This window comes from Aeromonas sp. 600774 (assembly GCF_049175075.1).
In the GTDB taxonomy this organism is placed as follows: Bacteria; Pseudomonadota; Gammaproteobacteria; order Enterobacterales; family Aeromonadaceae; genus Aeromonas; species Aeromonas veronii_A.
The window spans coordinates 58,450-82,880 of sequence record NZ_JAAKUJ010000005.1 but is presented as its reverse complement, the minus strand read 5'-3'; the positions used below and the strand labels follow the sequence as shown (position 1 = coordinate 82,880).

Here is a 24,431-nt window from a genome sequence, read left to right as displayed (position 1 = left end):
TTTGCCGCAAATGAGGCTGCGTTACATGACGATTCACGATTTTGAGCACAAGTTGTTGGGACTGATCGACAGCATGGTTGCCACCGCGACCGACGATGAGCTGTTTGCGGGGGGTTACCTGCGAGGTCATATCTCATTGGCCGTTGCCCGGGCCGAGCTGGAAGGCAAGACCCTGGTGCGGGACGTCAAGAGCTATGTGCTGCGCAGCCTCAACGAGGCGATCTTGCAAGGTGAGCTCTCGGAAGAGGATGAGAAACTGGTGCAGGCAATGTGGATTCGTTTGCAACAAGACGCAGAAGCTTGATCGGATACACAATTCAAACTGAAGTTTGAGTTTATTCTTCCCCTGAAGTTAGTGAAAGGTTAATAATAAGTTTCGCCTTTTGTTTCAGGGATTAAACTATGGCCTCCTCCTCACGCATTGCCAATAAACTGCCGCTCGAGATGCTCTATCACTGGGAGCGGCAGTGTCCTGATCGAACCTACCTGCGTCAAACCATCAACCGCGAATATGTCGATTTCACCTGGGGTGAAGTGGCCGATGAAGCGCGGCGGATGGTGACGGCCTTGCGTCACCTCGGTCTGGTGGCCGGTGACAAGGTGGCGCTGCTCTCCAAGAACTGCGCCCAGTGGTTTATCGCCGATCTGGCGATGCAGATGGGGCAGTATGTGAGCGTGCCCATCTACCCGACTGCCAACGTCGATACCATCGAATATGTGCTGCGCCATAGCGAGGCCAAAGCGATCTTCGTCGGCAAGCTGGATGACTGGAAGAGTCAGGAGGCGGGCGTACCCACCGATCTGCTGCGCATCGCCTTCCCCTATGACACCATGCCAGCCAGCCACCAGTGGGACGATCTGCTGGAGGCGCATGAGCCGATCCCTGACAGCCCGGTGCAGGCCCCTGACTCCCTGCTGAGTCTGGTCTACACCTCCGGCAGCACCGGCAAGCCGAAAGGGGCGATGCTGAGCGTCGAGCGTTACGCCTGGTCCTGCGAGAAGCTGGTGGAGACGGTGAGCCTGAGCCAAGCCGATCGGGGCTTCTCCTACCTGCCGCTGGCCCACATTACCGAGCGGGTCTACATCTACGGCGGCAGCCTCTATGGCGGTGCTACCATAGCCTTCCCTGAATCCCTCGACACCTTTATCGAAGATGTCAAACGCTGCCGTCCCACCGTCTTTATCTCGGTGCCACGGCTGTGGGCCATGTTCCGCATCAAGATCCACGAGAAGCTGCCCCAGAACAAACTGGCGTTGCTGCTCAAGATCCCGCTTATCTCCGGCCTTATCAAACGCAAGCTGCAAAAGGGGTTGGGACTGGATCAGGCCCGGGTACTCGGCTGCGGCTCCGCGCCTGTCTCCCCTGCGCTGCTTGAGTGGTATCTGAGCATTGGCCTCAAGGTGACGGAAGCCTGGGGCATGACCGAGAACCACGCCTACTCCACCATCAACTACCCGTTCCGCGCCGACAAGATCGGCACCGTCGGCAAGGCGGGGATCGGAGTGACCATCAAGATCTCCGATGAGGGGGAGATCCTTTGCCGCTGCGAAGGGATGATGCTGGGTTACTACAAGGATCCCGAGCACAGCGCCGAGGCCATCGATGCCGAGGGGTGGCTCCACACCGGCGACATGGGCAAGCTGGACAAGGAGGGTTATCTCACCATCACCGGCCGGATGAAGGATGTGTTCAAGACCGCCAAGGGCAAGTATGTGGCGCCGGTGCCTATCGAGGGGCTGCTGGGGCAGGAGCCCATCATCGAACAGCTCTGCGTGATTGGTTACGGCATGCCCCAGCCTATTGCACTGGTGCAGCTGGCCGAGAGCGCCATGAAGGGAAATCGGGAGGAGGTCAACGCCAGACTGGAAGCGGCGCGGGTTCGGGTCAACGATCAGCTGGAATCCCACGCCAAGATCCGCGGCATTCTGGTAGTGAAAACCCCCTGGAATATCGAGAACGGTGTGCTGACTCCCACCATGAAGATCAAGCGTCACCTGCTGGAGCAAAAGTACGCCCAGGTCGGGGATCGCTGGCCCTCATCCCAAGTGGTGGTGTGGGAGGAGTAAATCCCGTCTTTCCATAGCGCACCAAACAACAACGGCCCTTGATGGGCCGTTGTTGTGTTTGAGGCATATCACTCGCCGCTGTTTTGTCGGCGAGTAAAAGCGCGCCCAGTTAGATCTGCGCCAGCGCGGCGGCCAGATCGGCGATCAGATCGTCCGCATCTTCCACCCCGATGCTGAAGCGGATGAGGTCGTCGTTGACCCCGGCGGCGAGGCGGCTTGCCTCGTCCATGGCGGCGTGAGTGGTGCTGGCCGGATGGCAGGCAAGACTCTCCAAATCGCCCAGACTCACCGCCTGCACGAACAGTTGCAGGTTATCGAGCAGGGTGGCGCAGCGCTCAAACCCGCCTTCCAGCTCAATGCTCACCATGCCGCCAAAGCCGCTGGCGAAGGCGCCGAGGGCATCGTGGCCCGGATGGCTGGCAAGCCCCGGGTAGATCACCTTCTTCACCGCCGGATGGGCGGCCAGAAACTCGGCCACTTTCTGGGCATTGTGCAGGTGGGCATCCATCCGCAGCGGCAGGGTCTTGACCCCACGCTGCAGCAGGTAGGCCTCCTGCGGGCCGATGGGGGAGCCGATATGCTTGAGGGCCACGGTGCGGATCGACTTCATCAGGGCGTGAGATCCCGCTACCACCCCGGCGATGATGTCGCCATGGCCGCCCAGATATTTGGTGCCGCTGTGCATCACCACATCGACACCGAGCTCCAGCGGACGCAGCAGGTAGGGGGTGAGGAAGGTGTTGTCACACACAGTGATGGCGCCCACCTTGCGGGCCGCTTCCACCACCAGCCGCGGATCCACCACCTTGAGGGTGGGGTTGGTCAGGGTTTCGAACAGTACCACCTTGGTAGCAGGGCGGATGTTGGCCAGCAGATCCCGATCGCTCTCGTAGGCGGTGACCTTGATGCCGGCGCGGCTGAAGGTCTGCTTCAAGAAGGCATCGGTGCCGCCGTAGAGCGGGCCGATATAGGCCACCTCATCGCCGCTGTCGGCCAGCGCATACATGATGGCGCTCACCGCCGCCATGCCGCTCGCCACCACCAGCGCTTCATCGGCACCTTCGAGGGCTGCCAGCTTCTGCTCCAGCTCGGCGGTGGTGGGGTTGCCAAAGCGGCTGTAGATAAAGCCGGGGGCTTGACCTGCAAAGCGCTCCTTGCCCGCCTGGGCGTTGAAGTAGCTGAAGGTGCTGCTTTGGTAGAGCGGGGTGGTGAGGGCGCCGGTCTGTGGGTCGATCCGCTGGCCGCTGTGTACGCTCATGGTCTTGAATTTCATCGTGTTGCTCCGTGATGACCAGGCTCTGGCCATGACTTGTTTTGTTGTTCGTTGCTTGTTGTTTTTGTCAGCGCGGGTATGTGCATGCGGCTTATGGCTTATGCATATACCCGCCTAGGGATCTTTACGCTGCTTAGGCCGTTATCGCTTCGCTTTCAGTGCGCGGGAGGCGAGTTGGTTCCACCGGCCCATAGTGCCGCGCCGCCACATCCGGGTGGGAGCGCAGCCGCCCCTTGAGCACGTTCTCCCCCACCTGATTAAAGAGCGGGTTGGTCGGGTCACTCTCCGGCCCTTGCGCCTGTGCTGCCAGCGCGGGGGAGAGGCTGAGCAGTGGCACGGTGGCATCGAGCCGCGCCGCCATAAAGAAGGCGCAGGAGAGGCGCGATACGCCGGGCGGCGGGCTCACCACCCGATGCAGGGTCGCCTTGAGATAGCCGTTGGAGGCCAGCTCAAGCAGCTCGCCGATATTGACCACCAGCGCACCCGGCAGGGGGGGCGCGGAGATCCAGCCGTTGGCCGTCTCGACCTCAAGCCCCGAGTGATTGTCCTGCATCACCAGCGTCAGGTAGCCGGGATCCTTGTGGGCGCCAACCCCCTGACTGCTGCCGCCCGCCTCTTGCCCCGGGTAATGAATCAGTTTCATGTGCTGGTAGGGGGCGCCGCGGATGCTGTCGTCAAACACGTTGGCCGGTTGCTCCAGCACCTCGGCAAAAGCGGCCAGCAGGGTGAGGGTGATGTCGCTCAGCCGATCCTGCCACGCCAGCAGATGGGCTTTCATCTCTGGCAGGGCGGTCGGCCACTGGTTGGGGCCGATCAGCCGCTGCCATGGTTCACGGATCAGGGCCGCAGGCAGGGCTTGCGCCTCATTCATGATATCGAACTGCTCCCGCAGATCCGGCCGCGCTCGGGTCAGCTCGGCACCGACCCGGTTGTAGCCGCGAAAGTGGGGGCTGTTGACCATCTGCACCGCCAGCTTCTCCTGCTCCGGCAGGGCAAAGAAGCGCTCTGCCAGCGCCAGAGTCTCTCGTTGCTCGGCGTCACTCAGGCCATGCCCTGTCAGATAGAAAAAGCCGACGTCGCGGGCGGCCGCGGCTAGCCGGGCCAGCATAGGGCGACGCAGGTCGGGTGCCCCGTTGAGGGCAGCCAGATCGATGATCGGCAGTGGTGAATGTTCCATGTGCACCTCCTCACTCTTTCGTTATCTCTAGCGCCATCTCTTCTGCTGCCTCTGGTGCGGGCAGGTCTGATGAGCGGCAAACGGGATGGCGCGACAGTGTGGCGGTATGCGCAGCGGTGTGGCGCCATCTGGAATGAAGGGGATGCTACTGTTCGGTGTTATAAGACGGAAACAACAAATTATTCTTAGTTATATACAAAATTCGAAATGGAATTCGGTGTGTAATGGGGTGGCTGCTTTTTGCGCAGCCATTAAGGGCGGAATGGGAAATGATGGGAAGGAGAGTGATAACCAGAGGCAAGCTGCCCGCGGTAAAAATGAACAAAACAGAAAATGGCCAAAACAGAAGGGAGGCGGATGCCTCCCTTCTGTTTGAGCGGGTGTTCACCTGACCGGGTGCTCAGGCAAGTGACCGCGCATTCTGGCCTTAACCGGTTGCAGGCTCTCAGTAACCCAGGGTAAAGCGCTGGCGCAGGTGAGCCGGTTTTTCCGCCTCGTTCAGCACGCCGTCGGCCAGATCACCGGCGGTGATCCCAGCAGGCTGTTCGCCACTAAAGAGCACCTGATCGCCACCAATCCGATAGCCGCCGCGCTTCTCACCCGGCTCCAGGAACACCGGGGGAGAGACAAAGCGCCAGTCGAGGGCGGTTTCACGACGCAGGGCGGTGAGACCGTCGCGGGCCGCCAGCGCCCCCTGTTTCCACTCGGCCGGAAACTCCGGGGTATCCACCAGTTGTACGCCGGGGGCGACCTCCAGACTGCCGGCGCCACCTACTACCAGCAGCCAGCTGTTGGCCGCTTTGGCTGCTGCGACAATCGCGTTGGCACCCTTGAGGTACTGGTCGTAGATATCCGGTGTGGTCCAGCCCGGGTTGTAGGCGCTGATCACCCGATCGTGCCCCTTGATCACCTCGGCCAATGCCTGCGGGTTTTGGGCATCCACCGCCACTGCGGTGACCTGCGGATGGGCGGCCACCTTGCTGACATCGCGGACGATGGCGGTGACGTGATGGCCGCGGCTGATGGCCTCGTTCAGGATGGCTGAACCGACAAAACCGCTGGCACCGATCAGGGCAATCTTCATGGGGAACTCTCCTTCACTGTTGGAATGGGGCTATCCTACGCCGCCACTTATGATTTAATAATCACCTCAAAAATGCATTCACTTATAAGCTGGGTTTAATAATGGAACAGCTCAGACGTTACGCCATCTTCGCCGCCGTGGTGGAAGCGGGCAGCATGACAGGGGCGGCCAAATCCCTCGGCATGACCCCCTCAGCCGTCAGTCAGCATATCAGCCAGCTGGAGAGCCTGCTCGGACTGCCCCTGCTCCATCGCTCCACCCGTCGCCTCAGTCTGACCGAGGCGGGAGAGGTGGTATGGCAAGGGTGCCGGGCGTTGCAGCAGACCCTGAGCGAGACCGAGCTGCGCCTCTCCGAGGTGCGAGACGCCCTGCTCGGGGAAGTGCGGATCACCGCCCCGGTTGGGATGGCGGGCCAACCGTTGGCACTGGCCCTCTCGCCGCTGCTGCAGGCCCACCCCGGTCTCACCATCCAGATCATCGCCGACGACGAGAAGCGAGATCTGATTGCCGAGCGGATCGACGTGGCGCTGCGGGTCGGCACCTTGCCCGACTCGACTCTGGTGGCCCGCAAGTTGGGCCAGACCCGGATGCTGCTCTGCGCCGCTCCCGCCTATCTGGCGCGCAAGGGGACGCCGCGCATGCCCGCCGATCTGGCCACCCACGACTGGCTCTGCGGCGACATGCTGGGCAACGGTTTGCTGCTGCAGGATGAAAAGGGTGGCGAACACAGGGTGAGGTTCAAGGCCAAGGTGCTCTGCAATAACGTGTTGCCCTTGCGCCAGTTTGCGCTGGCGGGGCAGGGGATCTCGCTGCAACCGGAGGGAGAGATTGGCGAGGATCTGGCGCAGGGGCGTCTGCTCGAACTGCTGCCCGGTTTTCGGGTGGCACCGATGGAGATCCACGCCATCACGCCGCAGCGGGAGATCCCAGAGAAGGTGCGACGGGTGGTGGAGGCGCTGCGCAGCTACTTCGGAACGCTCTGAGCCATCATCAAGCCATGGTAGCCCGGATGCGAGCAAAGAGGCTCTGCAGGCAGGCTTGATCCCGATCGGCGGCCCGCACCGCGCCGTACATATGGCGACGAATACCACTCCCGAGGGGGCGAGCGCAGAGCATCCCCTGTCTGACAAACTCGTCGCTGGCCCAGCGCGGCAGAGCGGCGACGCCGAGGCCAGCAGCGGCCATCTGCAGCATCACCGAGGTATTGTCCACCGGCTTGCAACGGGCGGGCTCCACCCCGGCGGGTTGCAAAAAGCGGCTGAAGATATCCATGCGGCTGCGCTCCACCGGATAGACCAGCAGCACCTCCGCCCCCAGATCGCCCGGCTCGATGCGGCTCTGGTGGCAGAGAGGATGATCCGGCGCCATCACCAGAGTCAGATCGAAGGCAAACAGCGGCTCGAAGTGGAGATCGCCGCGGGCCTGCACGTCCGAGGTGAGCAGCAGGTCGAGCTGGCCGCCTAGCAGGGCATTGATGGCATCAAAGCCCGGCACTGACTCCACCTCCAGATCCACCCCAGGCCACTGGCGGCGAAAATCGGGCAACAGCGGCAGCAGCCACTGGATGCAACTGTGGCAATCAAGCGCCAGATGCAGCCTGCCCGCATCGCCGCTCTGCAGGGCCTGCAACTGCTTCTCGGCCTGGGCCAGGGCGGGCAGTACCTGACGGGCGAGGGCGAGCAGCTGGCTGCCGGCTGCGGTCAGCACCAGCGGGCGGCTTTTGCGCAGGTAAAGCTCCAGATTGAGGCGGGTCTCCAGCTCTTTGAGCTGGTGGGAGAGGGCGGACTGGGTGAGGTTGAGGGTCAGCGCCGCACCGGCCAGCGAGCCCTGCTCGGCCAGCGCGGTTAATGTTTTCAAGTGTTTGATCTCTATCCCTGCATTGCTTGGCACTGCCATAAGATGGCTCCTTGTGAGATTGCGTATGGCGCTGATAATGCTGTCGGCGGTGGCTTGGCCTTTAGCCTCCTGCGCTTCTTTATCCTGCCTTCTTGCTTGCTCCTGCACTTCTTAACACATGCAAAATCGGCCTCTGTATCCGCGCGGTGAACCTGTTCGGCGGTCAGTTGAGGATTATTTGAGAGCCACTTGAAGAGGATTCAATAGCCAGCGTCACCTTATCTTGTCATTTTGGATGTGTAAACATCTGGATGGCTAAATCATCCAGTTTCCCATCAGATGAATGAGCATAAGGAAATGAACCTATGACACGAGCACACACCCTGGGCTTCCCCCGTATCGGCGCCAAGCGCGAGCTGAAATTTGCCCTCGAATCCTACTGGCGTGGCGAGACCACTCAGGCCGAACTTGTTGCCGTGGGCAAAACGCTGCGTGAGCGCCATTGGCAGGCCCAGCACGGCGCCGGGGTCAATCTGCTGCCGGTGGGCGACTTCGCCTGGTACGATCAGGTGCTCGGCACCAGCCTGCTGGTGGATGCAGTGCCTGCCCGTCACCGTCATGGCGAGACCGATCTCGACACCCTGTTCCGGGTGGCCCGCGGCCGTGCGCCGACCGGCCCGGCGGCGGCCGCCGCCGAGATGACCAAATGGTTCAACACCAACTATCACTATCTGGTGCCGGAATTCAGCCGTGATCAGCGCTTCAAGCTGGGCTGGAGCCAGCTGTTTGACGAGGTCGAAGAGGCCAAGGCGCTGGGGCTGCCGGTCAAGGCGGTGCTGCTGGGGCCGGTCTCTTATCTGTGGCTCGGCAAGGAGAAAGAGAGCGGCTTCTCCCGCCTTGAACTGCTCGATCGTCTGCTGATTGTCTATCAGGAGATCCTGGCCAAGTTGGCCGCCCAGGGAGTGGAGTGGGTACAGATCGATGAACCTGCGCTGACGCTGGACCTGCCGGACGAGTGGCGGCTGGCCTATCTCAACGCCTACGAGCGCCTTGCGGGCCCCTGCAAGCTGTTGCTCACCACCTATTTCGGTTCGGTTGCCCATCAGCGCGACATCATCACCAGCCTGAAAGTGGATGGCCTGCATCTGGATCTGGTGGCCGCCCCCGAGCAGCTGGAGACCCTGGTGCCGCATCTGCCCGCCCAGTGGGTCATCTCCGCCGGGGTGATCAACGGCCGCAACGTCTGGCGCGCCAATCTGGCCAAGCTGGTGCCGACTCTGAAGGCACTGAAAGCCAAACTCGGCGAGCGGCTCTGGGTGGCCTCATCCTGCTCGTTGCTGCACAGCCCGGTGGATTTGACCCTGGAGCCGGAGCTGGATCCCCAGACCCGCAGCTGGTTCGCCTTCGCCCTGCAAAAATGTTTCGAGCTGGGGCTGCTCAAAGAGTATCTGGATGGGGGCGAGCTAGACAAAATCGCCGCCTACAGCCAGCCCATCGTGGATCGGGAGTCCGACAGCCGGGTGCACAAAAAAGCGGTGCAGTCACGGCTCGCCAGCCTCACCAACAGCGATTTTGATCGCCACAGCCCCTATCCGGTCAGGGCCGAGCTGCAGCGCTCGGATCTCAAGCTGCCGCTGCTGCCCACTACCACCATCGGCTCCTTCCCGCAGACCTCGCAGATCCGGGTTTTGCGGCAGGATTGGCGCGCCGGTCGCATCGATGACAGCGCCTACGAGGCGGGCATTAAGGCCGAGATCCGCGATGCCATCGCGCGTCAGGAGGCCATCGGGCTGGACGTGCTGGTACATGGCGAGGCCGAGCGCAATGACATGGTGGAGTATTTCGGTGAGCTGCTGGATGGCTTTGCCATCACCCGTTTCGGCTGGGTACAGAGCTATGGCTCCCGCTGCGTCAAGCCGCCGGTGATCACCCGCGACATCGACCGCCCGACCCCCATGACGCTCGAATGGACCCGATTTGCCCAGAGCCTGACCGACAAGCCGGTCAAGGGGATGCTGACTGGCCCTGTGACCATCCTCTGCTGGTCCTTCCCGCGGGAAGATGTGAGCCGCGAGCAATCCGCCCTGCAGATTGGCCTCGCCATTCGCGACGAGGTGGCAGATCTGGAAGCCGCCGGCATCAAGATCATCCAGATCGACGAACCGGCGATCCGTGAAGGCTTGCCCCTGCGCAAGCAGGATCATCAGGCTTATCTCGACTGGGCGGTGCGCGCCTTCCGTCTGAGCGCGAGCCCGGTGGCGGACAGCACCCAGATCCACACCCACATGTGCTACAGCGATTTCAACCTCATCATCGAGGCGGTGGCGGCGTTGGATGCGGATGTGATCACCATCGAGACCAGCCGCAGCCAGATGCAGCTGCTCGAAGCGTTCGAACGCTTCAACTACCCCAACGAGATTGGCCCGGGCGTCTACGACATCCACTCGCCGAACGTGCCGAGCCAGAGCTGGATTGAGGGGTTGCTGCGCAAGGCGGCCAAGCAGATCCCGGCCGAGCGGCTCTGGGTCAACCCGGATTGCGGCCTCAAGACCCGCGGCTGGGAAGAGACAGAGGCCGCCCTCAAGGTGATGGTCGATGCCACCAAGGCGCTGCGGGTCGAGCTGGCGTAACCGGCAAGCCGTGACCGCCATCGATAAGGTGGTGTGCTGACAAACGAACGAGAGAGGGGAAGCCACTGCTTCCTCTCTTTTTTTTTCGTTGGCCACTTTTTCCACTGGATCCTGAACCTTGCCGCAGCCCGCTTTGCACTAGGCTCAGAGTTGGCAGAAGTGGATGGAGTCGCGGCCATGAGAGTCAGTCTGGGGAGCGCAATCCTGTGGGGATTGCTGATGTGGCAGAGTGTATGGGCGGCGCCAGCGGCCGAGTTGAAGATGGTCTACTTTGACGACTTTGCCCCATATTCGTGGCGTGACGAACAGGGCAGGATGCGCGGGCTGATGATCGACGTGATGGATCGGGTGGTTGTGCAGATGGGGCTGCGGGTGCGCCATGAAGGTTATCCGTGGCAACGGGCGCAAAAACTGGTGCGGATGGCGCAGGCCGATGGCTTCGTGACCATCGCAACTCGGGAGCGGCGCAGCTATACCCTGATTGTGGAAGAGCCGGTCACTACCACTGTGCTAACCATTTTTACCCAGCGCGCCCATCCCCGCATGGCGGAGTTTCAGCGAGCCAGCCGCTTGAGCGACTTCAAATCGCTTACCTTTCTCGACTATTTCGGTAACGGCTGGGGCAAGGAGAACCTGGCGGGCTTCACCGTTCATCACACCATCAATGTCGATAATGTCTTCAAAATGCTGGCGGCGGGGCGGGGGGACCTGATGGTGGCCGACCCACTTGTGGCACGCTTCAAACTCAACCAGCTGGGTCTCTCCGGGTTGGTGGTCGAGGTGCCGCTGCAGCTTGACTCTACCCCGTTCAATCTCTGCATCGGCAAGCACTCCCGCTTCAATACCCGGATAACCGAGTTCAACAGTGCCCTGCAACAGCTGCGACAAAGCGGCGAGTTGGCGCGTATCGTCGAACGATATCGTTGATGCGCGGCTGCCATCTGCTGTTTGCCAACGGCGTGTCTATCTTGGCGTCATATCGGCGATGGTTGCCCAGAAGGCATCGATCAAGGGCCCCTTGCTGTGGGGCGGACGGATAAGGCCAATGGTCCAGCAGGCTTCCCCATCTCTGAGGGGGAGGGTGAGCACATCAGGGTGCTCTATGGTGGTGGAGGAGGGAACCAGAGTCCAGGCGATCTCTGCCGCCGCGGTGGCAACACCGGCGGCGAAGTCGTTGACGTACTGGATATCGCGAAAACGCAGCCCGCTCTGGGCCAGATAGTTCATCAGGTGATCGTAAAAGGACGGCGCCTTGTCCCGACGCAGGATCGCCAGCGGCTTGTCCACCAGATCCGCCAACTCCCTCACATCGCGGTAGCTGGCGGGCAGCACGGCGACAAAGTGGGCTTCGACCACCGGCAGGGCGTGCCACCCCTTGGGGGCGGGCAGGCGGCAAAAACCGAGATCCAGCTTGCCTTCACTGAGCGCCAGTAGCTGGTGGTGGGTGGAGAGATCGTTGAGCTCGATGGTCACTTGCGGCCGCTCGGCGCGAAAACGGGCAATGGCGGCGGGCACCAGGATTTTGGTGGCCACGCCAAAGCCGATGCGCAGGGTGCCGACATTGCCCGCCAGCACGTCGCGGGCTGTGCGTGACAGCTGCTCACTCTGGATGACCACAGCGCGGGCATCTTCATACAGCGCCCTGCCCAGTCCGGTGAGGCGAGTGGTACTGGCGTTGCGCTCGAACAGCTCACCGCCCAGCTCCTCCTCCAGTCGCCTTATCTGTTTGCTCAGGGCCGACTGGGTAACATGCTGGCGCACCGCCGCCTGGCCGAAGTGCAGCACCTCCCCCAGAGTGACGAAGGCTGTCAGATCCCGTAGCTCCATCAGGGCTCCTTTCATTCCTGTTGGGAATGTTGAGTGGTCCAATTTGTCATTGGACGGAATTTTAGAAGTGTTGGATGCTTATGCCAATTCATTTCGGGTGCCCAGACAGGGGGCGCCGGGTTATCAGAGATGGCTGACACCATCAGCGCAGAAGGAGCAATACCAGATGCATCACCACAAGTTCAACGACTTCCCGAGCGATTTTCTGTGGGGCGCCGCCTCCGCCGCCTATCAGGTGGAGGGGGGCTGGAATGCCGATGGCAAGGGGCCCTCGGTGTGGGATCTCTTCACCAAGCTGCCGGGCAAGACCTTTGAGGGGAGCAACGGCGATGTGGCGGTGGATCACTACCACCGCATGGAAGAGGACGTGGCGCTGATGGCCGAGATGGGGCTCAAGGCCTACCGCTTCTCGGTGAGCTGGCCGCGCATTTATCCCACCGGTCGGGGGGAGGTGAACGAGGCGGGACTGGCTTTCTACGAGAAGCTGATCGACACCCTCTTGGCCCACCAGATCGAGCCGGTACTGACCCTTTATCACTGGGATCTGCCGCAGGCGCTGCAGGATGAGTACGGCGGCTGGGAAGACCGACGCATTATCGAGGATTTTGAGCGCTACTGCGTGACCCTCTATCAGCGTTTTGCCGGCAAGGTGAAGTACTGGGTCTCTCTCAACGAGCAGAACTACAACCTGACCAACGCCTATCAGCTCGGCACCCATCCGCCGGCCGTGCAGGATCGCAAGCGCTTCTTTGCCGCCAACCATATCGCGTTTCTGGCCAACGCCCGGGTGATCAAGGCGTTTCGCCAGCATGTGCCAAATGGCCTCATCGGCCCGAGCTTTGCCTACTCCCCAGCCTATCCGGCGTCGTGCGACCCGAAAGATATGCTGGCCTACGAGAACGCCGAGGAGTTCAACAACCTCTGGTGGCTGGATGCCTACTGCTTTGGCCGCTATCCGCAGGCGGCGCTCGCTTACTTGCGAGAAAACGGCGAGGCGCCGGAGATCCTGCCGGGCGATATGGAGTTGCTGCGCGAGGGGACGCCCGACTACATCGGCGTCAACTACTACTACACCCTGACCTACACAGATAACCCCTTGGGTGGTCAGACCCTGCAGCGGATCAACACCACCGGCAAGAAGGGTACTACGCCATCGAGCGGCATCCCCGGCCTCTACAAGACAGCGCCCAATCCGCACCTTGAGACCAGCAACTGGGACTGGGCCATCGATCCGATCGGGATGCGCATCGCCCTGCGTCGCCTCTCTTCCCGCTATGGCCTGCCGCTGATGATCACCGAGAACGGTCTTGGCGAGTTCGACAAGCTGGAGGCGGGCGACAAGGTGAACGATGCGTACCGCATCGATTACCTGCGCAGCCACGTCAAGGCGTGCCAGGAGGCGATGCAGGATGGGGTGGAATTGCTCGGCTACTGCGCCTGGTCGTTCACCGACATCCTGAGCTGGCTCAACGGCTACCAGAAGCGCTACGGCTTCGTCTATGTGGATCGTGACGAGCAGGGGGGCTCCCTTCGCCGGATCAAGAAAGCGAGCTTCCACTGGTACAGACAGGTGATTGCGAGCCAGGGCAAGCAGCTCTGACGATGTATCGCGTCGCGTAATCAGCGGGCCCGGGCAATCCCCGGGCCCGCGCTGTTTGTGGCGAAGGAGAGGGGACAAGCCGGTTTCTCACCGTGCGACTCATCCCTGTTTGCTGATTTTTGTCCTGCCAAAGCTGCCGACCCCTGCTATTATCTGCGGCCGAACATGAGCCAATAAAAATCAGGATATCGTGATGACTGACCACACTTTTATTCCCGGCAAGGACGCGGCGCTGGAAGACTCCATCGAACGCTTCCAGACCAAGCTGCAAGCCTTGGGCTTTGATATTGAAGAGGCCTCCTGGCTCAACCCCGTGCCGAACGTCTGGTCGGTGCATATTCGGGACAAAGAGTGCGCCCTCTGCTTCACCAACGGCAAGGGTGCCAGCAAGAAGGCGGCCCTCGCTTCTGCCCTTGGCGAATATTTCGAGCGTCTCTCCACCAACTACTTCTTCGCCGACTTCTATCTGGGCGAGCAGGTCGCCAACGGCGATTTCGTTCACTACCCGAACGAGAAGTGGTTCCCCATCGAGGGTGACCAGTTCCCGGCCGGTCTGCTCGACAGCTTCACCCGCAAGTTCTACAACCCGGACGGTGAAGTGACCGCCGACATGCTGGTGGATCTGCAGTCAAACAACGAGGAGCGCGGTATCGTCGCCCTGCCGTTCGAGCGTCAGTCCGATCACGAGACCGTCTACATCCCGATGAACATCATCGGCAACCTCTATGTCTCCAACGGCATGAGCGCCGGCAACACCAAGACCGAAGCGCGCACCCAGGCGCTCTCCGAGGTGTTCGAGCGCCACGTGAAGAACAAGATCATTGCCGAGGCCATCAGCTTGCCGCTGATCCCGGACGAGGTGATTGCCCGTTATCCGGGAATTGCAGCCTCCATCGCGGCGCTCGAAGCGGAAGGCTTCCCCATTTACAGCTTCGATGCCTCTCTGGGTGGCCGTTATCCGGTCATCTGCGTGGTGCTGCTCAACCCGAGCAATGGCACCTGCTTTGCCTCCTTCGGCGCCCACCCGCGCTTCGAAGTGGCCTTCGAGCGGACCGTCACTGAGCTGCTGCAGGGCCGCGGTCTCAAGGATCTCGACGTGTTTGTACCGCCGTCATTCGACAACGAGCAGGTAGCGGATCACCACAACCTCGAGACCCACTTCATCGACTCCTCGGGCCTTATCAGCTGGGATCTGTTCAAGCAGGATGCGGACTTCGAGTTTGCCGACTGGGATTTTCGCGGCACCTCGCAGGAGGAGTTCGATCACCTGATCGGCATCTTCCACGAGCTGGAGCAGCCGGTCTATATCGCCGACTACGAGCATCTGGGTGTCTACGCCTGCCGCATTCTGGTGCCGGGCATGTCCGACATCTATCCGGCCGAAGATCTGCTGCTGGCCAACAACAATATGGGCGCCAACCTGCGCGAAGTGATCCTGGCGCTGCCATCACTTGATTGGGATGCCGAGCAGTATATGGCGTTGTTTGATCAACTCGATGAAGAGGGGCACGACGAGCGTACCCGTGTACGCGAGCTGCTGGGCATCGCCGCTGCCAAGGGTACCGCGCTGCACACCCTGCGCGTTGGCGAGCTGAAAGCCATGCTGGCGCTGGCCGCAGGTGAGCTGGAGACCGCACTGGATCTCATCGACTGGACCATGGAGTTCAACCAGTCGGTGTTCACTGCCGAGCGTGCCAGTTACTACCGAGCCCTGCGCGCCTGTGTCGAGCTGTTCCTCGATGAGGAGCGGGATCCGGAGCAGTATCGCGCCGTCTTCACTCGCATGTATGGCGAAGAGACGCTGGCACAGGCATGGGCCAACGCCAGTGGTGAAGCACGCTTCCACGGGCTGGAAGCGGCCGACCTGTCGCTCTCCCAGTTCCCGCTGCACCAGAAGCTGCTGGCGGCTTACGAGAAGCTGCAAAAGGCCAAGCGAGCCCATCACTGGGCCTAATCGTTGCTGTAAAGGAAGGGGCCGAGTGGCCCCTTCTGTTTATCGTGCGGCAAGGCACGGGATAGTTATTCAAAGATGAAATAAAAAACAAAAAATACCCCTAAGGGGGTTGATGGCAGGGCAGGGGATGTGCTGTCGATCTGCAAAGATATCTTGCCAATACCATATTTCCGTGATTGGAAATAAATTCTTTAAAATCATTGCATTAAAAATGTGACATTTCTGTTTCAGCTGATACCTGGTGTAAAGTGGCGTAGCCATCGCACTAAAATATTTGTAGTAAAATTACATTCGCACACTGATAAACTTGATCAATGTCAATTTTGGCTATTTGGCCCTTTGTTATGATTTCAACAGGCAAAACATTCAGGTAGAAAATAATTGAAAGCTGAATCTCCATTCGATTGTCTCAAGCCCGAAGCCATCGCTGCACTGGCTGAAGACATCACCTATGCCAAGGCTACCAAGCCGGCATACAAGGTCATTCCACTGGCCATTACCGCAGGCGCTTTCATCGCCATCGCGTTTATCTTCTACATTACTGTCACGACCGGTTCCGGCTCTATGTCTTGGGGTATGGCCAAGTTAGTTGGCGGTCTCTGCTTCTCTCTCGGACTTATTCTCTGTGTGCTGCTCGGTGCCGAGCTGTTCACCTCCACCACCCTGACGCTGGTGGCCAAAGCTGCCAATCGCATCAGCTGGGCTCAGCTGCTCAAGAACTGGGGTCTGGTCTACTTCGGCAACCTGATTGGCGGTCTGCTGATGGTGGCGCTGATCATCGTTTCTGCCGAGTACACGGCAGCAGACGGTCAGTGGGGCCTTAACGCCCTCAAAGTGGCCCAACACAAAATTCACCACACCTTCTTCGAAGCGGTGGCGCTGGGTATCCTCTGTAACCTGATGGTATGTCTTGCTGCCTGGATGGCCTTTGGTGCCCGCAGCGCGACTGACAAGGTAGTCGTCATGCTGCTGCCGGTTGCCATGTTCGTTGCATCAGGTTTCGAGCACAGCATCGCAAACATGTTTATGATTCCGGTTGGTATCGCTATCCACAGCGTGGCTAGTCCGGAATTTTGGCAGGCCATCGGCCAGGATCCGGCAACCTTTGCTGACCTGACCGTATCCAACTTCGTCCTACACAACCTCATCCCCGTGACCATCGGCAATATCATCGGTGGTGGCGTGATGGTTGGTCTGACTTACTGGTTTATCTTCCGTCGTCATCATTAAGGATGATCGCGGGATACTACATCAATACCGTGTGAGGTAATGAAAAATGGCAGAACTTAACGAACAGTTCCAAAAAGCATGGGAAGGCTTCGCGGCCGGTGAATGGCAGACCTCTGTCAACACCCGTGACTTCATCCAGAAGAACTACACCCCGTATGAAGGTGACGAGTCCTTCCTGGCTGGCGCGACCGAAGCGACAACCAAGCTGTGGGACAAGGTCATGGAAGGGATCAAGATCGAGAACCGCACTCACGCGCCGGTCGATTTTGATACTGACCTGCCCTCCACCATTACCGCACACGATGCCGGTTACATCGATCAGAGCCTCGAGAAGATCGTAGGTCTGCAGACCGACAAGCCGCTGAAGCGCGCCATCATCGCCAACGGCGGTATCAAGATGGTTAAAACTTCTTGCGAAGTGTACGGTCGTCAACTGGATCCGATGGTCGAGAAGATCTTCACCGAGTACCGCAAGACTCACAACCAGGGTGTGTTTGATGTTTACACCAAAGACATCCTGAACTGCCGCAAGTCTGGTGTTATCACCGGTCTGCCGGATGCCTACGGCCGTGGCCGTATCATCGGTGACTACCGTCGTGTTGCCCTGTACGGTGTTGACTTCCTGATGGCCGACAAACTGGCACAGTTCAAGTCCCTGCAAGCTGACCTGGAAAACGGCGTCAACCTGGAAGCCACTATCCGTCTGCGCGAAGAGATCTCCGAGCAGCACCGTGCCCTGGCTCAGATGAAGGTGATGGCTGCCAAGTATGGTTGCGATATCTCCGTACCGGCTACCAATGCCCGTGAAGCAGTTCAGTGGACCTACTTCGCTTACCTGGCGGCAGTCAAGTCCCAGAACGGCGCGGCCATGTCCTTCGGTCGTACTTCCAGCTTCCTGGATATCTACATCGAGCGTGACCTGCAGAAAGGTTTGATCACCGAGCAAGAAGCCCAGGAGCTGATGGACCACATGGTCATGAAGCTGCGTATGGTTCGCTTCCTGCGTACCCCGGAATACGATTCACTGTTCTCCGGCGACCCGATGTGGGCTACCGAGACCCTGGCTGGTATGGGCGTTGATGGCCGTACCCTGGTCACCAAGAACAGCTTCCGTATGCTGAACACTCTGTACACCATGGGCCCGTCCCCTGAGCCGAACCTGACTATCCTGTGGTCCGAGAAGCTGCCGGTCGGTTTCAAGAAGTACTGTGCCAAGGTATCTATCGAGACCTCTTCTGTTCAGTACGAGAACGACGATCTGATGCGTCCGGATTTCAACAACGATGACTACGCCATCGCTTGCTGTGTATCCCCGATGATCGTTGGTAAGCAGATGCAGTTCTTCGGTGCTCGTGCCAACCTGGCCAAGACCATGCTGTATGCAATCAACGGTGGTATGGACGAGAAGCTCAAGATCCAGGTCGGTCCGAAAACCGAAATGGTCAAGTCCGAGTACCTCGACTACAACGACGTAATGGATCGTCTGGACCACTTCATGGATTGGCTGGCCAAGCAATACGTTGCTGCGCTGAACATCATCCACTACATGCACGACAAGTACAGCTACGAAGCCTCTCTGATGGCGCTGCACGACCGTGACGTATATCGCACCATGGCGTGTGGTATCGCTGGTCTGTCTGTAGCCGCTGACTCCCTGTCTGCCATCAAGTACGCCAAGGTCAAGCCGATTCGTGACGAAGATGGCGTTGCCATCGACTTCGAAATCGAAGGCGAATACCCGCAGTTCGGTAACAACGACGCTCGCGTCGATGATATCGCCTGTGACCTGGTTGAGCGCTTCATGAAGAAGATTCAGAAGCTGAACACCTACCGTGGTGCTGTTGCTACCCAGTCTGTTCTGACCATCACTTCCAACGTGGTATATGGCAAGAAGACCGGTAACACCCCGGATGGCCGTCGTGCTGGTGCTCCGTTCGGCCCGGGTGCCAACCCGATGCACGGTCGTGACCAGAAAGGTGCTGTTGCTTCCCTGACTTCCGTTGCCAAGCTGCCGTTCGCTTACGCCAAAGATGGTATCTCCTATACCTTCTCCATCGTTCCGAATGCACTGGGTAAAGATATGGAAGCCCAGAAAGCTAACCTGGCTGGCCTGATGGACGGTTACTTCCACCACGAATCCAACGTAGAGGGTGGTCAGCACCTGAACGTTAACGTGATGAACCGTGAAATGCTGCTGGACGCCATGGAAAACCCGGAGAAATATCCGCAGTTGACCATCCGCGTATCCGGTTATGCCGTTCGCTTCAACTCTTTGACCAAAGAGCAACAGCAAGACGTCATCACTCGTACCTTCACCGCTTCTCTGTAATCGAGACGTAGTGAGCAAAAACCGGCGCCAAGGCGCCGGTTTTTTTATACGTGCGATTCAGGGGCGGATTACATCCATTTCATCGTAATCACAACAGTTGTCATGGGGTATTTGAACAGGGCTATGGCGCAGGTGTTCACCCGGATTGACCCTGGCACAGCCTGTAATGCGATAACGCGTTATGCACGAGCTAAGGGAATAGGGCGGTTGCTTTGTCTGCCATTGCATCAGTGTTGCTATGGCTCGTGGAACAGGCTTATCAGGATTCGGGGTGAAGAGAGACGCCATCGTGGGTATAAAGCAATACCCGTAAGCCTGTGACTATGAAATTATTCTCTGCCTCTGCCTCTGCCTCTGCCTCTGCCTCTGCCTCTGCCTCTGCCTCTGCCTCTGCCTCTGCCTCTGCCTCTGCCTGCTTCCCAAATGTGCAGTTGGGAGAAGGGGTCAGGTTTAGCCTGCCAGATATGAGTGGGGCTTAAGCCAACACACTACAAACCCTGCATGCAGAAACAACAAGGGCTGCACAATGTGCAGCCCTTGCCTCTGGAAAATAGCGGGTATCAGCTGGCCCAGGTGATGATGTGATCGATCCATTCACCCGCCTGATCCTCGTGAATGACCTTGCCACGGACGGATTGACCTGCCTGATGCATCGCGGAGCGACTGCCGGTTAGCAGAGGATGCCACTCTGGCAGAACGTCACCTTCAGCCAGCAGACGATAGGCGCAGGTTGAGGGGAGCCAGTCATATTCGGCGATCTTGTCATGGGTGATCTGCAGACAGTCAGGCTCTTTTTTGAAACGATTGGCGTAATCAGAGCACTGACAGGTCTTGGTGTTAAGCAAATTGCAGGCGACATTGGTGAAAACCAGTTCGTCGGTATCTTCATCGATCAGCTTGTTGAGGCAGCATTTTCCGCAACCATCGCAGAGAGATTCCCATTCGGACTCAGTCATCTGCTGCAGACTCTTGGTCTGCCAAAAAGGGGATTGCATCATACCGCTCACTTATTACACCTGATAAAACGCGTGGTTATACCCCTTGTTACCCGGTATTTCAAGGAGAGGGTCACTCCGGTGGGCAAATTGTCGTGATCAGCTCAAATGAATGCAATGACTCACCGTCTCTATATTGCTCAAACGGGTTCGCTGTTGGGCAGTTAGCCCCGCAGGCTTGAATACTTGGGCTGCATGATTGTCCACTTCAGGTTTTACTTTCTGCTTCTGCTTCTGCTTCTGCTTCTGCTTCTGCTTCTGCTTCGATATTAGCCACATCTGCTGATGTTTGTCTGCTTGCAGCGAGCAGGGCCAAATGATCTTCGATGCCTGCCGTCGGGCTGTTGCACGCTTGTCTTTCAAATAAAGCCGCTGGTCACATATTGTTTGTGCCCTTCTGTCACTGCGACCCGCGGGAGAGCCTGCGTAGGCGTTCGTTTTTTGTCTTAATGATTGAGATAGATATCTTGCTCTGCATAGGCCAGCAGAGGTTTGCCGGGGTTTGTCCGTTTCGCGCCAAAGAAGCGGGTGAATACGCCAGATTGCTGCCCCATTCGCTGTAGTTTGACGTGATCCAGCTCGATCTGCTCAGGTAGCCAGGTAAATACGGCTGCACAGTGACCATTACCCAGACTGCGCTCCAGAGTTTGCTGCCAGTTCTTGATTTTGGGGCTATGTACCACCAGCACTCTCTTGGGATCGATGCCTCGCTCCTCCAGACGGCTTACTGTGGGTCGTCCCGGTGGGGCGATCAACAAGATCCAGCCGGTATGAGCCTCCCCAAGCTTTGTCAGCTCGCTCAGAAACTGATCATCAGACTGGATAGTCACACCATAATGAGCCAACTCCGCTTTGCAGGCGGTTCTGGTGGGCCAAGGCTTGCTCATGACACGATTCATCGCAAAGGGCAGTGAGTGCAGGGGCTGGTTCATATATGGGTTTCCTGTATGAATATCCAAGCTGTATGCGCATACAGTAGTTCTATCCTGTGGCAGTGACAAGGTGTTTTTGCTGAAAAATGTGATGGTGTTGGCATGTGTCGTTAGTAAGGTTATGTTTTTAAACACTATTTAATATAAAGCTGGTTGGGTGTTTTTCGTACTATGGACAAAACTTGCGTAACCGCCCATGGTTATACAGGTCATTTACAGGAGGTGCCGCCATGGATATCAGTACCTTGCAACGTCTTGATGCCAACATCTTGCTGGGCATCATCAATGAGAAGCTAAGGCTTGAGTGTGACGGGTTGGAGGAGTTGCTGGCCTATTACGATATGAGTGAAGAGCAGTTGGCAGGGCGTCTGGATCAGATTGGGTACCATTACGATCCATTGAGCAATCAGTTCAAGGCACATCTTTAAGGGTGCAATGATTGCTTCATATTTATACGGTAATTTTTCAGGTACATTGAAATCGGTTTCAATGTGTCGTCTTGCTGCCTATTTTCAGGGATTTTCAAGGCTTGGCAATCTCTGAAAACCTATTCATGCCAGAATATTTTTATTGTTTCATTAAGCTTATGATAATAAAGGGAATGTTTGTTTTTGTGCGATCAATTAAAGGAAAGGGTTTTCAAGCTTTTCAGGCTGTTTTTATCGGTTAAAGTGTGACTTGCGTTAACTTTTAATTCTGCCGCTTTAGTTAGTATTCTCACGCCGGTACATATTTTGAGATAACAACAGCGCCGGTCCCGCAAGCGGGATAACAATTTTATTTGTAACGAAGGAATATGGTTTATGGCTACCAAGAAGAAGACAGACCAGGATCTCCAACTGGATAAAGATCAGCTCAAGGCGAGTATCGTGCGTCACCTGCGTTCTACCTTGGGAACAAGCGAACAGAAAGCCTCTCCCGAAGCGTGGTGGAAAGCCACTGCGGCGGCCGTCAATGAACAGGTGTACGAGCGCCTGACCCGCACTCAGCAGACTCATTTCAAGAAAGATACTCGTGCGATTCACTATCTCTCTGCTGAATTCCTGATGGGACGATTGACTTCCAACAACCTGCACAACCTCTCCCTCTACAAGACTTGCGAAGAGGCGCTGGGCGAACTTGGTCTGGAACTGACCGACCTGTGCGAACAAGAGCCGGATATGGCACTCGGCAACGGCGGCTTGGGTCGTCTGGCTGCCTGCTTCATCGACTCGCTGGCCACTCTGAACTATCCGGCGGTTGGTTACGGTATCCACTACGAACACGGTCTGTTCCGTCAGGAAATCCAGGATGGCCGCCAGATCGAGCGTCCGGACTCCTGGCGTGAATATGGCAACCCATGGGAGATCTGCCGTCCCGAGTCGGTACAAGAAGTGCCGCTCTATGGCTATGTCGAGACCGTGTTTGGTGACAATGGTGGCCTGAAGAAGGTATGGCACGCCGGGCGCAAGATCAAAGGGGTGCCTTGGGATATTCCGGTGGTCGGTTTTGGCGGTCATACCGTCAACATCCTGCGTTTGTGGGAATCCCGCGCCTCCGAGTTTTTCGATTGGGACGTGTTTAACGCAGGTGGTTACATCGACTCCCAGGCTGAGAAAGCCCAGGCCGAGACCATCTCCAAGGTGCTGTATCCGAACGATGAGACCGATGCAGGTAAAGAGCTGCGTCTGATCCAGCAGTACTTCTTCTGTGCTTGCTCCATCAAGGACATCATGCGCCGCTACAAGCGGGTCCATGGCAGTGACTTCAGCAACTTTGCCGCGCAAATTGCCATTCAGCTTAACGATACTCACCCGACTGTCGCCATCCCGGAACTGATGCGGGTGCTGGTGGACGAGGAAGATCTGAACTGGGATGCCGCTTGGGCCATTTGCTATCAGGTATTCTCTTATACCAACCACACTCTGCTGCCGGAAGCGCTGGAGAAGTGGTCGGTCAGCCTGTTCGAGAAAGTACTGCCTCGCCATCTGGAGGTGATTTACGAGATCAACGCCCGTTTCCTGAACGAGTTGGTGGAGCCCAAGTGGCCGGGCAACGATGCCATCAAGGCCAAGCTCTCCATCATCGAAGAGGGTGATGTACGCAAGGTTCGCATGGGCAACCTGTGCGTGATCGGTTCGTCCAAAGTGAACGGTGTGGCCGAGATCCACTCCAAGCTGGTGAAGGAAGATCTCTTCCCCGAGTATGCCGAGCTGTGGCCGGAAAAAATGTGCAACGTGACCAACGGGGTAACCCCGCGTCGCTGGCTGCTGGCGTGCAACCCGGAACTGGCTGGCCTCTACAACGAAGTAGTGGGGAAGGAGTGGCCGCTGCAACTGGACAAACTGCGTGGCGTGGTGAAGTTTGCCGACGACAAGGCGTTCCAGCAGCAGTTCATGACCATCAAGCGTCACAACAAAGAGAAGCTGGTCAAGGTCATCAAAGACGAAACAGGTATCGATGTCAGTGCCGAGGCGATCTTTGATGTTCAGATTAAGCGTCTGCACGAGTACAAGCGCCAGCAGCTGAACCTCATTCACATCATGGCGCTCTATCGTCGTCTGCTGGCCAACCCGGACTATGACATGCATCCGCGCGTGTTCATCTTCGGCTCCAAAGCGGCGCCCGGTTACAAGCTGGCCAAAGACATTATCTATGCCATCAACAAGCTGGCGGATCGGGTCAATAACGATGCTCGTATCCAGGGCAAGCTGAAAGTGGTGTTCATGCCGAACTACCGCGTGAGTCTGGCCGAGAAGTTGATCCCGGCGGCAGATGTCTCCGAGCAGATCTCTACTGCAGGCTACGAAGCATCCGGTACCGGCAACATGAAGATGGCGCTCAACGGTGCAATCACCATCGGGACGCTGGATGGAGCCAACATCGAGATCGCCGAAGAGGCGGGGGCCGAAAACTGCGCCATCTTCGGTCTGAACGTGGACGAAGTGAAGTCGCTGAAGGCGCGCGGTTACAACCCGTACGACTTCTACTATGCCAACTCCGAGCTCAAAGCCGTGCTGGACTGGTTTGATACCGACTACTTCACCCCGGGTCGTCCGGGTGAGCTGGCCTCCATCAAGCGCTCCTTGCTGGAAGGGGGAGACCCTTACCTGACCTTGGCGGACTTCCAGTCCTACTCGGATGCACACAAGCTGATCGATACCTGGTATCGGGATCCGGCGCTGTGGGCGAAGAAGGCCATTATCAACTCTGCCACCATGGGCAAGTTCAACTCTGACCGCTCCATTCAGGATTACGTTGATCGCATCTGGAAGCTGAAACCCTGCAACATTGGTTGATCGCTTCTGAATATGAGAACCCCGCTATGCGGGGTTTTTTTATGGCTGTAGGTATCGAGCATGAATATTGGCACACCATTCGGGACAAAATTGTGCTCAGAGCCAGATGCACAAGACATCGATTTATAACTTCTTCTGTTATTGCTAACCCTATTCCGGCAACAACACTCATCTCCTGGTCTCAGGATTGCGCAACTTTAGGAAGCCAACATCATTTGT

General features: G+C 58.1%; 18 protein-coding genes. 11 read left to right on the top strand and 7 right to left on the bottom strand.

Annotated elements, in window-relative coordinates:
- Positions 1–25: 25 nt before the first annotated feature.
- Complete coding sequence (locus G5171_RS07100; protein WP_139740389.1) at positions 26–304, top strand: YfcL family protein; 279 nt, start codon at positions 26–28, stop codon at positions 302–304.
- Positions 305–402: 98 nt separating this feature from the next.
- Positions 403–2,067 (top strand): AMP-binding protein, encoded by a 1,665-nt coding sequence (locus G5171_RS07095; RefSeq protein ID WP_088869384.1) that lies wholly within the window; start codon positions 403–405, stop codon positions 2,065–2,067.
- 109 nt (positions 2,068–2,176) lie between these two features.
- Here the strand turns inward: G5171_RS07095 and G5171_RS07090 are convergent, their stop codons facing one another.
- The 3 genes from G5171_RS07090 to G5171_RS07080 all read right to left on the bottom strand — a co-directional run bounded on the left by G5171_RS07090 (position 2,177) and on the right by G5171_RS07080 (position 5,601).
- The gene (locus tag G5171_RS07090; RefSeq protein WP_193859383.1) at positions 2,177–3,340 is read right to left on the bottom strand and encodes a trans-sulfuration enzyme family protein; all 1,164 of its coding nucleotides are present in this window, start codon (positions 3,338–3,340) and stop codon (positions 2,177–2,179) included.
- 133 nt (positions 3,341–3,473) lie between these two features.
- Positions 3,474–4,517, bottom strand: a complete 1,044-nt coding sequence (locus tag G5171_RS07085; protein WP_421251261.1) for an isopenicillin N synthase family dioxygenase — start codon at positions 4,515–4,517, stop codon at positions 3,474–3,476.
- Positions 4,518–4,962: 445 nt separating this feature from the next.
- Positions 4,963–5,601, bottom strand: coding sequence for an NAD(P)-dependent oxidoreductase (locus tag G5171_RS07080; RefSeq protein WP_075115109.1), 639 nt, complete (start codon positions 5,599–5,601; stop codon positions 4,963–4,965).
- Positions 5,602–5,702: 101 nt separating this feature from the next.
- On the opposite strand from G5171_RS07080, the gene G5171_RS07075 reads away from it, so the two are divergent.
- Complete coding sequence (locus tag G5171_RS07075) at positions 5,703–6,584, top strand: LysR family transcriptional regulator (protein WP_421251262.1); 882 nt, start codon at positions 5,703–5,705, stop codon at positions 6,582–6,584.
- A 7-nt stretch (positions 6,585–6,591) separates the two neighbouring features.
- Here G5171_RS07075 and G5171_RS07070 read toward each other — a convergent pair whose 3' ends face one another.
- Positions 6,592–7,497: a LysR substrate-binding domain-containing protein gene (locus G5171_RS07070; protein ID WP_421260003.1), complete on the bottom strand. Its 906-nt coding sequence runs from the start codon at positions 7,495–7,497 to the stop codon at positions 6,592–6,594.
- A gap of 305 nt (positions 7,498–7,802) precedes the next feature.
- On the opposite strand from G5171_RS07070, the gene metE reads away from it, so the two are divergent.
- Positions 7,803–10,067 (top strand): 5-methyltetrahydropteroyltriglutamate--homocysteine S-methyltransferase, encoded by a 2,265-nt coding sequence (metE, locus tag G5171_RS07065; protein WP_421251263.1) that lies wholly within the window; start codon positions 7,803–7,805, stop codon positions 10,065–10,067.
- A gap of 177 nt (positions 10,068–10,244) precedes the next feature.
- On the top strand, positions 10,245–10,994 hold the full coding sequence (locus G5171_RS07060; RefSeq protein WP_421251264.1) for a substrate-binding periplasmic protein: 750 nt from the start codon (positions 10,245–10,247) through the stop codon (positions 10,992–10,994).
- Positions 10,995–11,030: 36 nt separating this feature from the next.
- On the opposite strand, the gene G5171_RS07055 is transcribed toward G5171_RS07060, so the two are convergent.
- Complete coding sequence (locus G5171_RS07055; protein WP_421260002.1) at positions 11,031–11,894, bottom strand: LysR substrate-binding domain-containing protein; 864 nt, start codon at positions 11,892–11,894, stop codon at positions 11,031–11,033.
- 166 nt (positions 11,895–12,060) lie between these two features.
- On the opposite strand from G5171_RS07055, the gene G5171_RS07050 reads away from it, so the two are divergent.
- The 4 genes from G5171_RS07050 to pflB all read left to right on the top strand — a co-directional run bounded on the left by G5171_RS07050 (position 12,061) and on the right by pflB (position 19,007).
- Positions 12,061–13,494 carry a glycoside hydrolase family 1 protein gene (locus G5171_RS07050; RefSeq protein ID WP_421251265.1) on the top strand — a complete coding sequence of 478 codons (1,434 nt, stop codon included), beginning with the start codon at positions 12,061–12,063 and terminating at the stop codon, positions 13,492–13,494.
- Between the two features lie 193 nt (positions 13,495–13,687).
- Positions 13,688–15,448, top strand: a complete 1,761-nt coding sequence (ycaO, locus tag G5171_RS07045) for a 30S ribosomal protein S12 methylthiotransferase accessory factor YcaO (RefSeq protein WP_064335887.1) — start codon at positions 13,688–13,690, stop codon at positions 15,446–15,448.
- A gap of 381 nt (positions 15,449–15,829) precedes the next feature.
- The gene (gene focA / locus G5171_RS07040) at positions 15,830–16,678 is read left to right on the top strand and encodes a formate transporter FocA (protein WP_164536964.1); all 849 of its coding nucleotides are present in this window, start codon (positions 15,830–15,832) and stop codon (positions 16,676–16,678) included.
- Between the two features lie 46 nt (positions 16,679–16,724).
- Positions 16,725–19,007, top strand: a complete 2,283-nt coding sequence (gene pflB / locus G5171_RS07035; protein ID WP_005346160.1) for a formate C-acetyltransferase — start codon at positions 16,725–16,727, stop codon at positions 19,005–19,007.
- Between the two features lie 560 nt (positions 19,008–19,567).
- Here the strand turns inward: pflB and G5171_RS07030 are convergent.
- Both G5171_RS07030 and G5171_RS07025 read right to left on the bottom strand, forming a co-directional pair.
- Positions 19,568–20,002 carry a YcgN family cysteine cluster protein gene (locus G5171_RS07030; RefSeq protein WP_322112874.1) on the bottom strand — a complete coding sequence of 145 codons (435 nt, stop codon included), beginning with the start codon at positions 20,000–20,002 and terminating at the stop codon, positions 19,568–19,570.
- Positions 20,003–20,448: 446 nt separating this feature from the next.
- Positions 20,449–20,934 carry a cell division inhibitor gene (locus tag G5171_RS07025; RefSeq protein WP_421251266.1) on the bottom strand — a complete coding sequence of 162 codons (486 nt, stop codon included), beginning with the start codon at positions 20,932–20,934 and terminating at the stop codon, positions 20,449–20,451.
- Between the two features lie 230 nt (positions 20,935–21,164).
- On the opposite strand from G5171_RS07025, the gene G5171_RS07020 reads away from it, so the two are divergent.
- Together G5171_RS07020 and G5171_RS07015 are read left to right on the top strand one after the other, a co-directional pair.
- Positions 21,165–21,362: a DUF4250 domain-containing protein gene (locus G5171_RS07020; protein WP_005333612.1), complete on the top strand. Its 198-nt coding sequence runs from the start codon at positions 21,165–21,167 to the stop codon at positions 21,360–21,362.
- A gap of 375 nt (positions 21,363–21,737) precedes the next feature.
- A complete protein-coding gene (locus G5171_RS07015) occupies positions 21,738–24,212 on the top strand; it encodes a glycogen/starch/alpha-glucan phosphorylase (RefSeq protein WP_005333609.1) in 2,475 nt (824 codons plus the stop codon).
- The last annotated feature ends 219 nt before the right edge of the window (positions 24,213–24,431 follow it).

What these genes read in the sequence shown, in the direction of transcription:
- G5171_RS07055 (WP_421260002.1), bottom strand. Translation starts at nt 11,894, where the DNA reads ATGGAGCTACGGGATCTGACAGCCTTCGTCACTCTGGGGGAGGTGCTG.
- G5171_RS07070 (WP_421260003.1), bottom strand. Translation starts at nt 7,497, where the DNA reads ATGGCAGTGCCAAGCAATGCAGGGATAGAGATCAAACACTTGAAAACA.
- G5171_RS07075 (WP_421251262.1), top strand. Translation starts at nt 5,703, where the DNA reads ATGGAACAGCTCAGACGTTACGCCATCTTCGCCGCCGTGGTGGAAGCG.
- G5171_RS07060 (WP_421251264.1), top strand. Translation starts at nt 10,245, where the DNA reads ATGAGAGTCAGTCTGGGGAGCGCAATCCTGTGGGGATTGCTGATGTGG.
- G5171_RS07080 (WP_075115109.1), bottom strand. Translation starts at nt 5,601, where the DNA reads ATGAAGATTGCCCTGATCGGTGCCAGCGGTTTTGTCGGTTCAGCCATC.
- G5171_RS07050 (WP_421251265.1), top strand. Translation starts at nt 12,061, where the DNA reads ATGCATCACCACAAGTTCAACGACTTCCCGAGCGATTTTCTGTGGGGC.
- G5171_RS07090 (WP_193859383.1), bottom strand. Translation starts at nt 3,340, where the DNA reads ATGAAATTCAAGACCATGAGCGTACACAGCGGCCAGCGGATCGACCCA.
- pflB (WP_005346160.1), top strand. Translation starts at nt 16,725, where the DNA reads ATGGCAGAACTTAACGAACAGTTCCAAAAAGCATGGGAAGGCTTCGCG.
- G5171_RS07020 (WP_005333612.1), top strand. Translation starts at nt 21,165, where the DNA reads ATGGATATCAGTACCTTGCAACGTCTTGATGCCAACATCTTGCTGGGC.
- G5171_RS07085 (WP_421251261.1), bottom strand. Translation starts at nt 4,517, where the DNA reads ATGGAACATTCACCACTGCCGATCATCGATCTGGCTGCCCTCAACGGG.
- G5171_RS07015 (WP_005333609.1), top strand. Translation starts at nt 21,738, where the DNA reads ATGGCTACCAAGAAGAAGACAGACCAGGATCTCCAACTGGATAAAGAT.
- G5171_RS07095 (WP_088869384.1), top strand. Translation starts at nt 403, where the DNA reads ATGGCCTCCTCCTCACGCATTGCCAATAAACTGCCGCTCGAGATGCTC.
- ycaO (WP_064335887.1), top strand. Translation starts at nt 13,688, where the DNA reads ATGACTGACCACACTTTTATTCCCGGCAAGGACGCGGCGCTGGAAGAC.
- metE (WP_421251263.1), top strand. Translation starts at nt 7,803, where the DNA reads ATGACACGAGCACACACCCTGGGCTTCCCCCGTATCGGCGCCAAGCGC.
- G5171_RS07100 (WP_139740389.1), top strand. Translation starts at nt 26, where the DNA reads ATGACGATTCACGATTTTGAGCACAAGTTGTTGGGACTGATCGACAGC.
- G5171_RS07030 (WP_322112874.1), bottom strand. Translation starts at nt 20,002, where the DNA reads ATGCAATCCCCTTTTTGGCAGACCAAGAGTCTGCAGCAGATGACTGAG.
- G5171_RS07025 (WP_421251266.1), bottom strand. Translation starts at nt 20,934, where the DNA reads ATGAACCAGCCCCTGCACTCACTGCCCTTTGCGATGAATCGTGTCATG.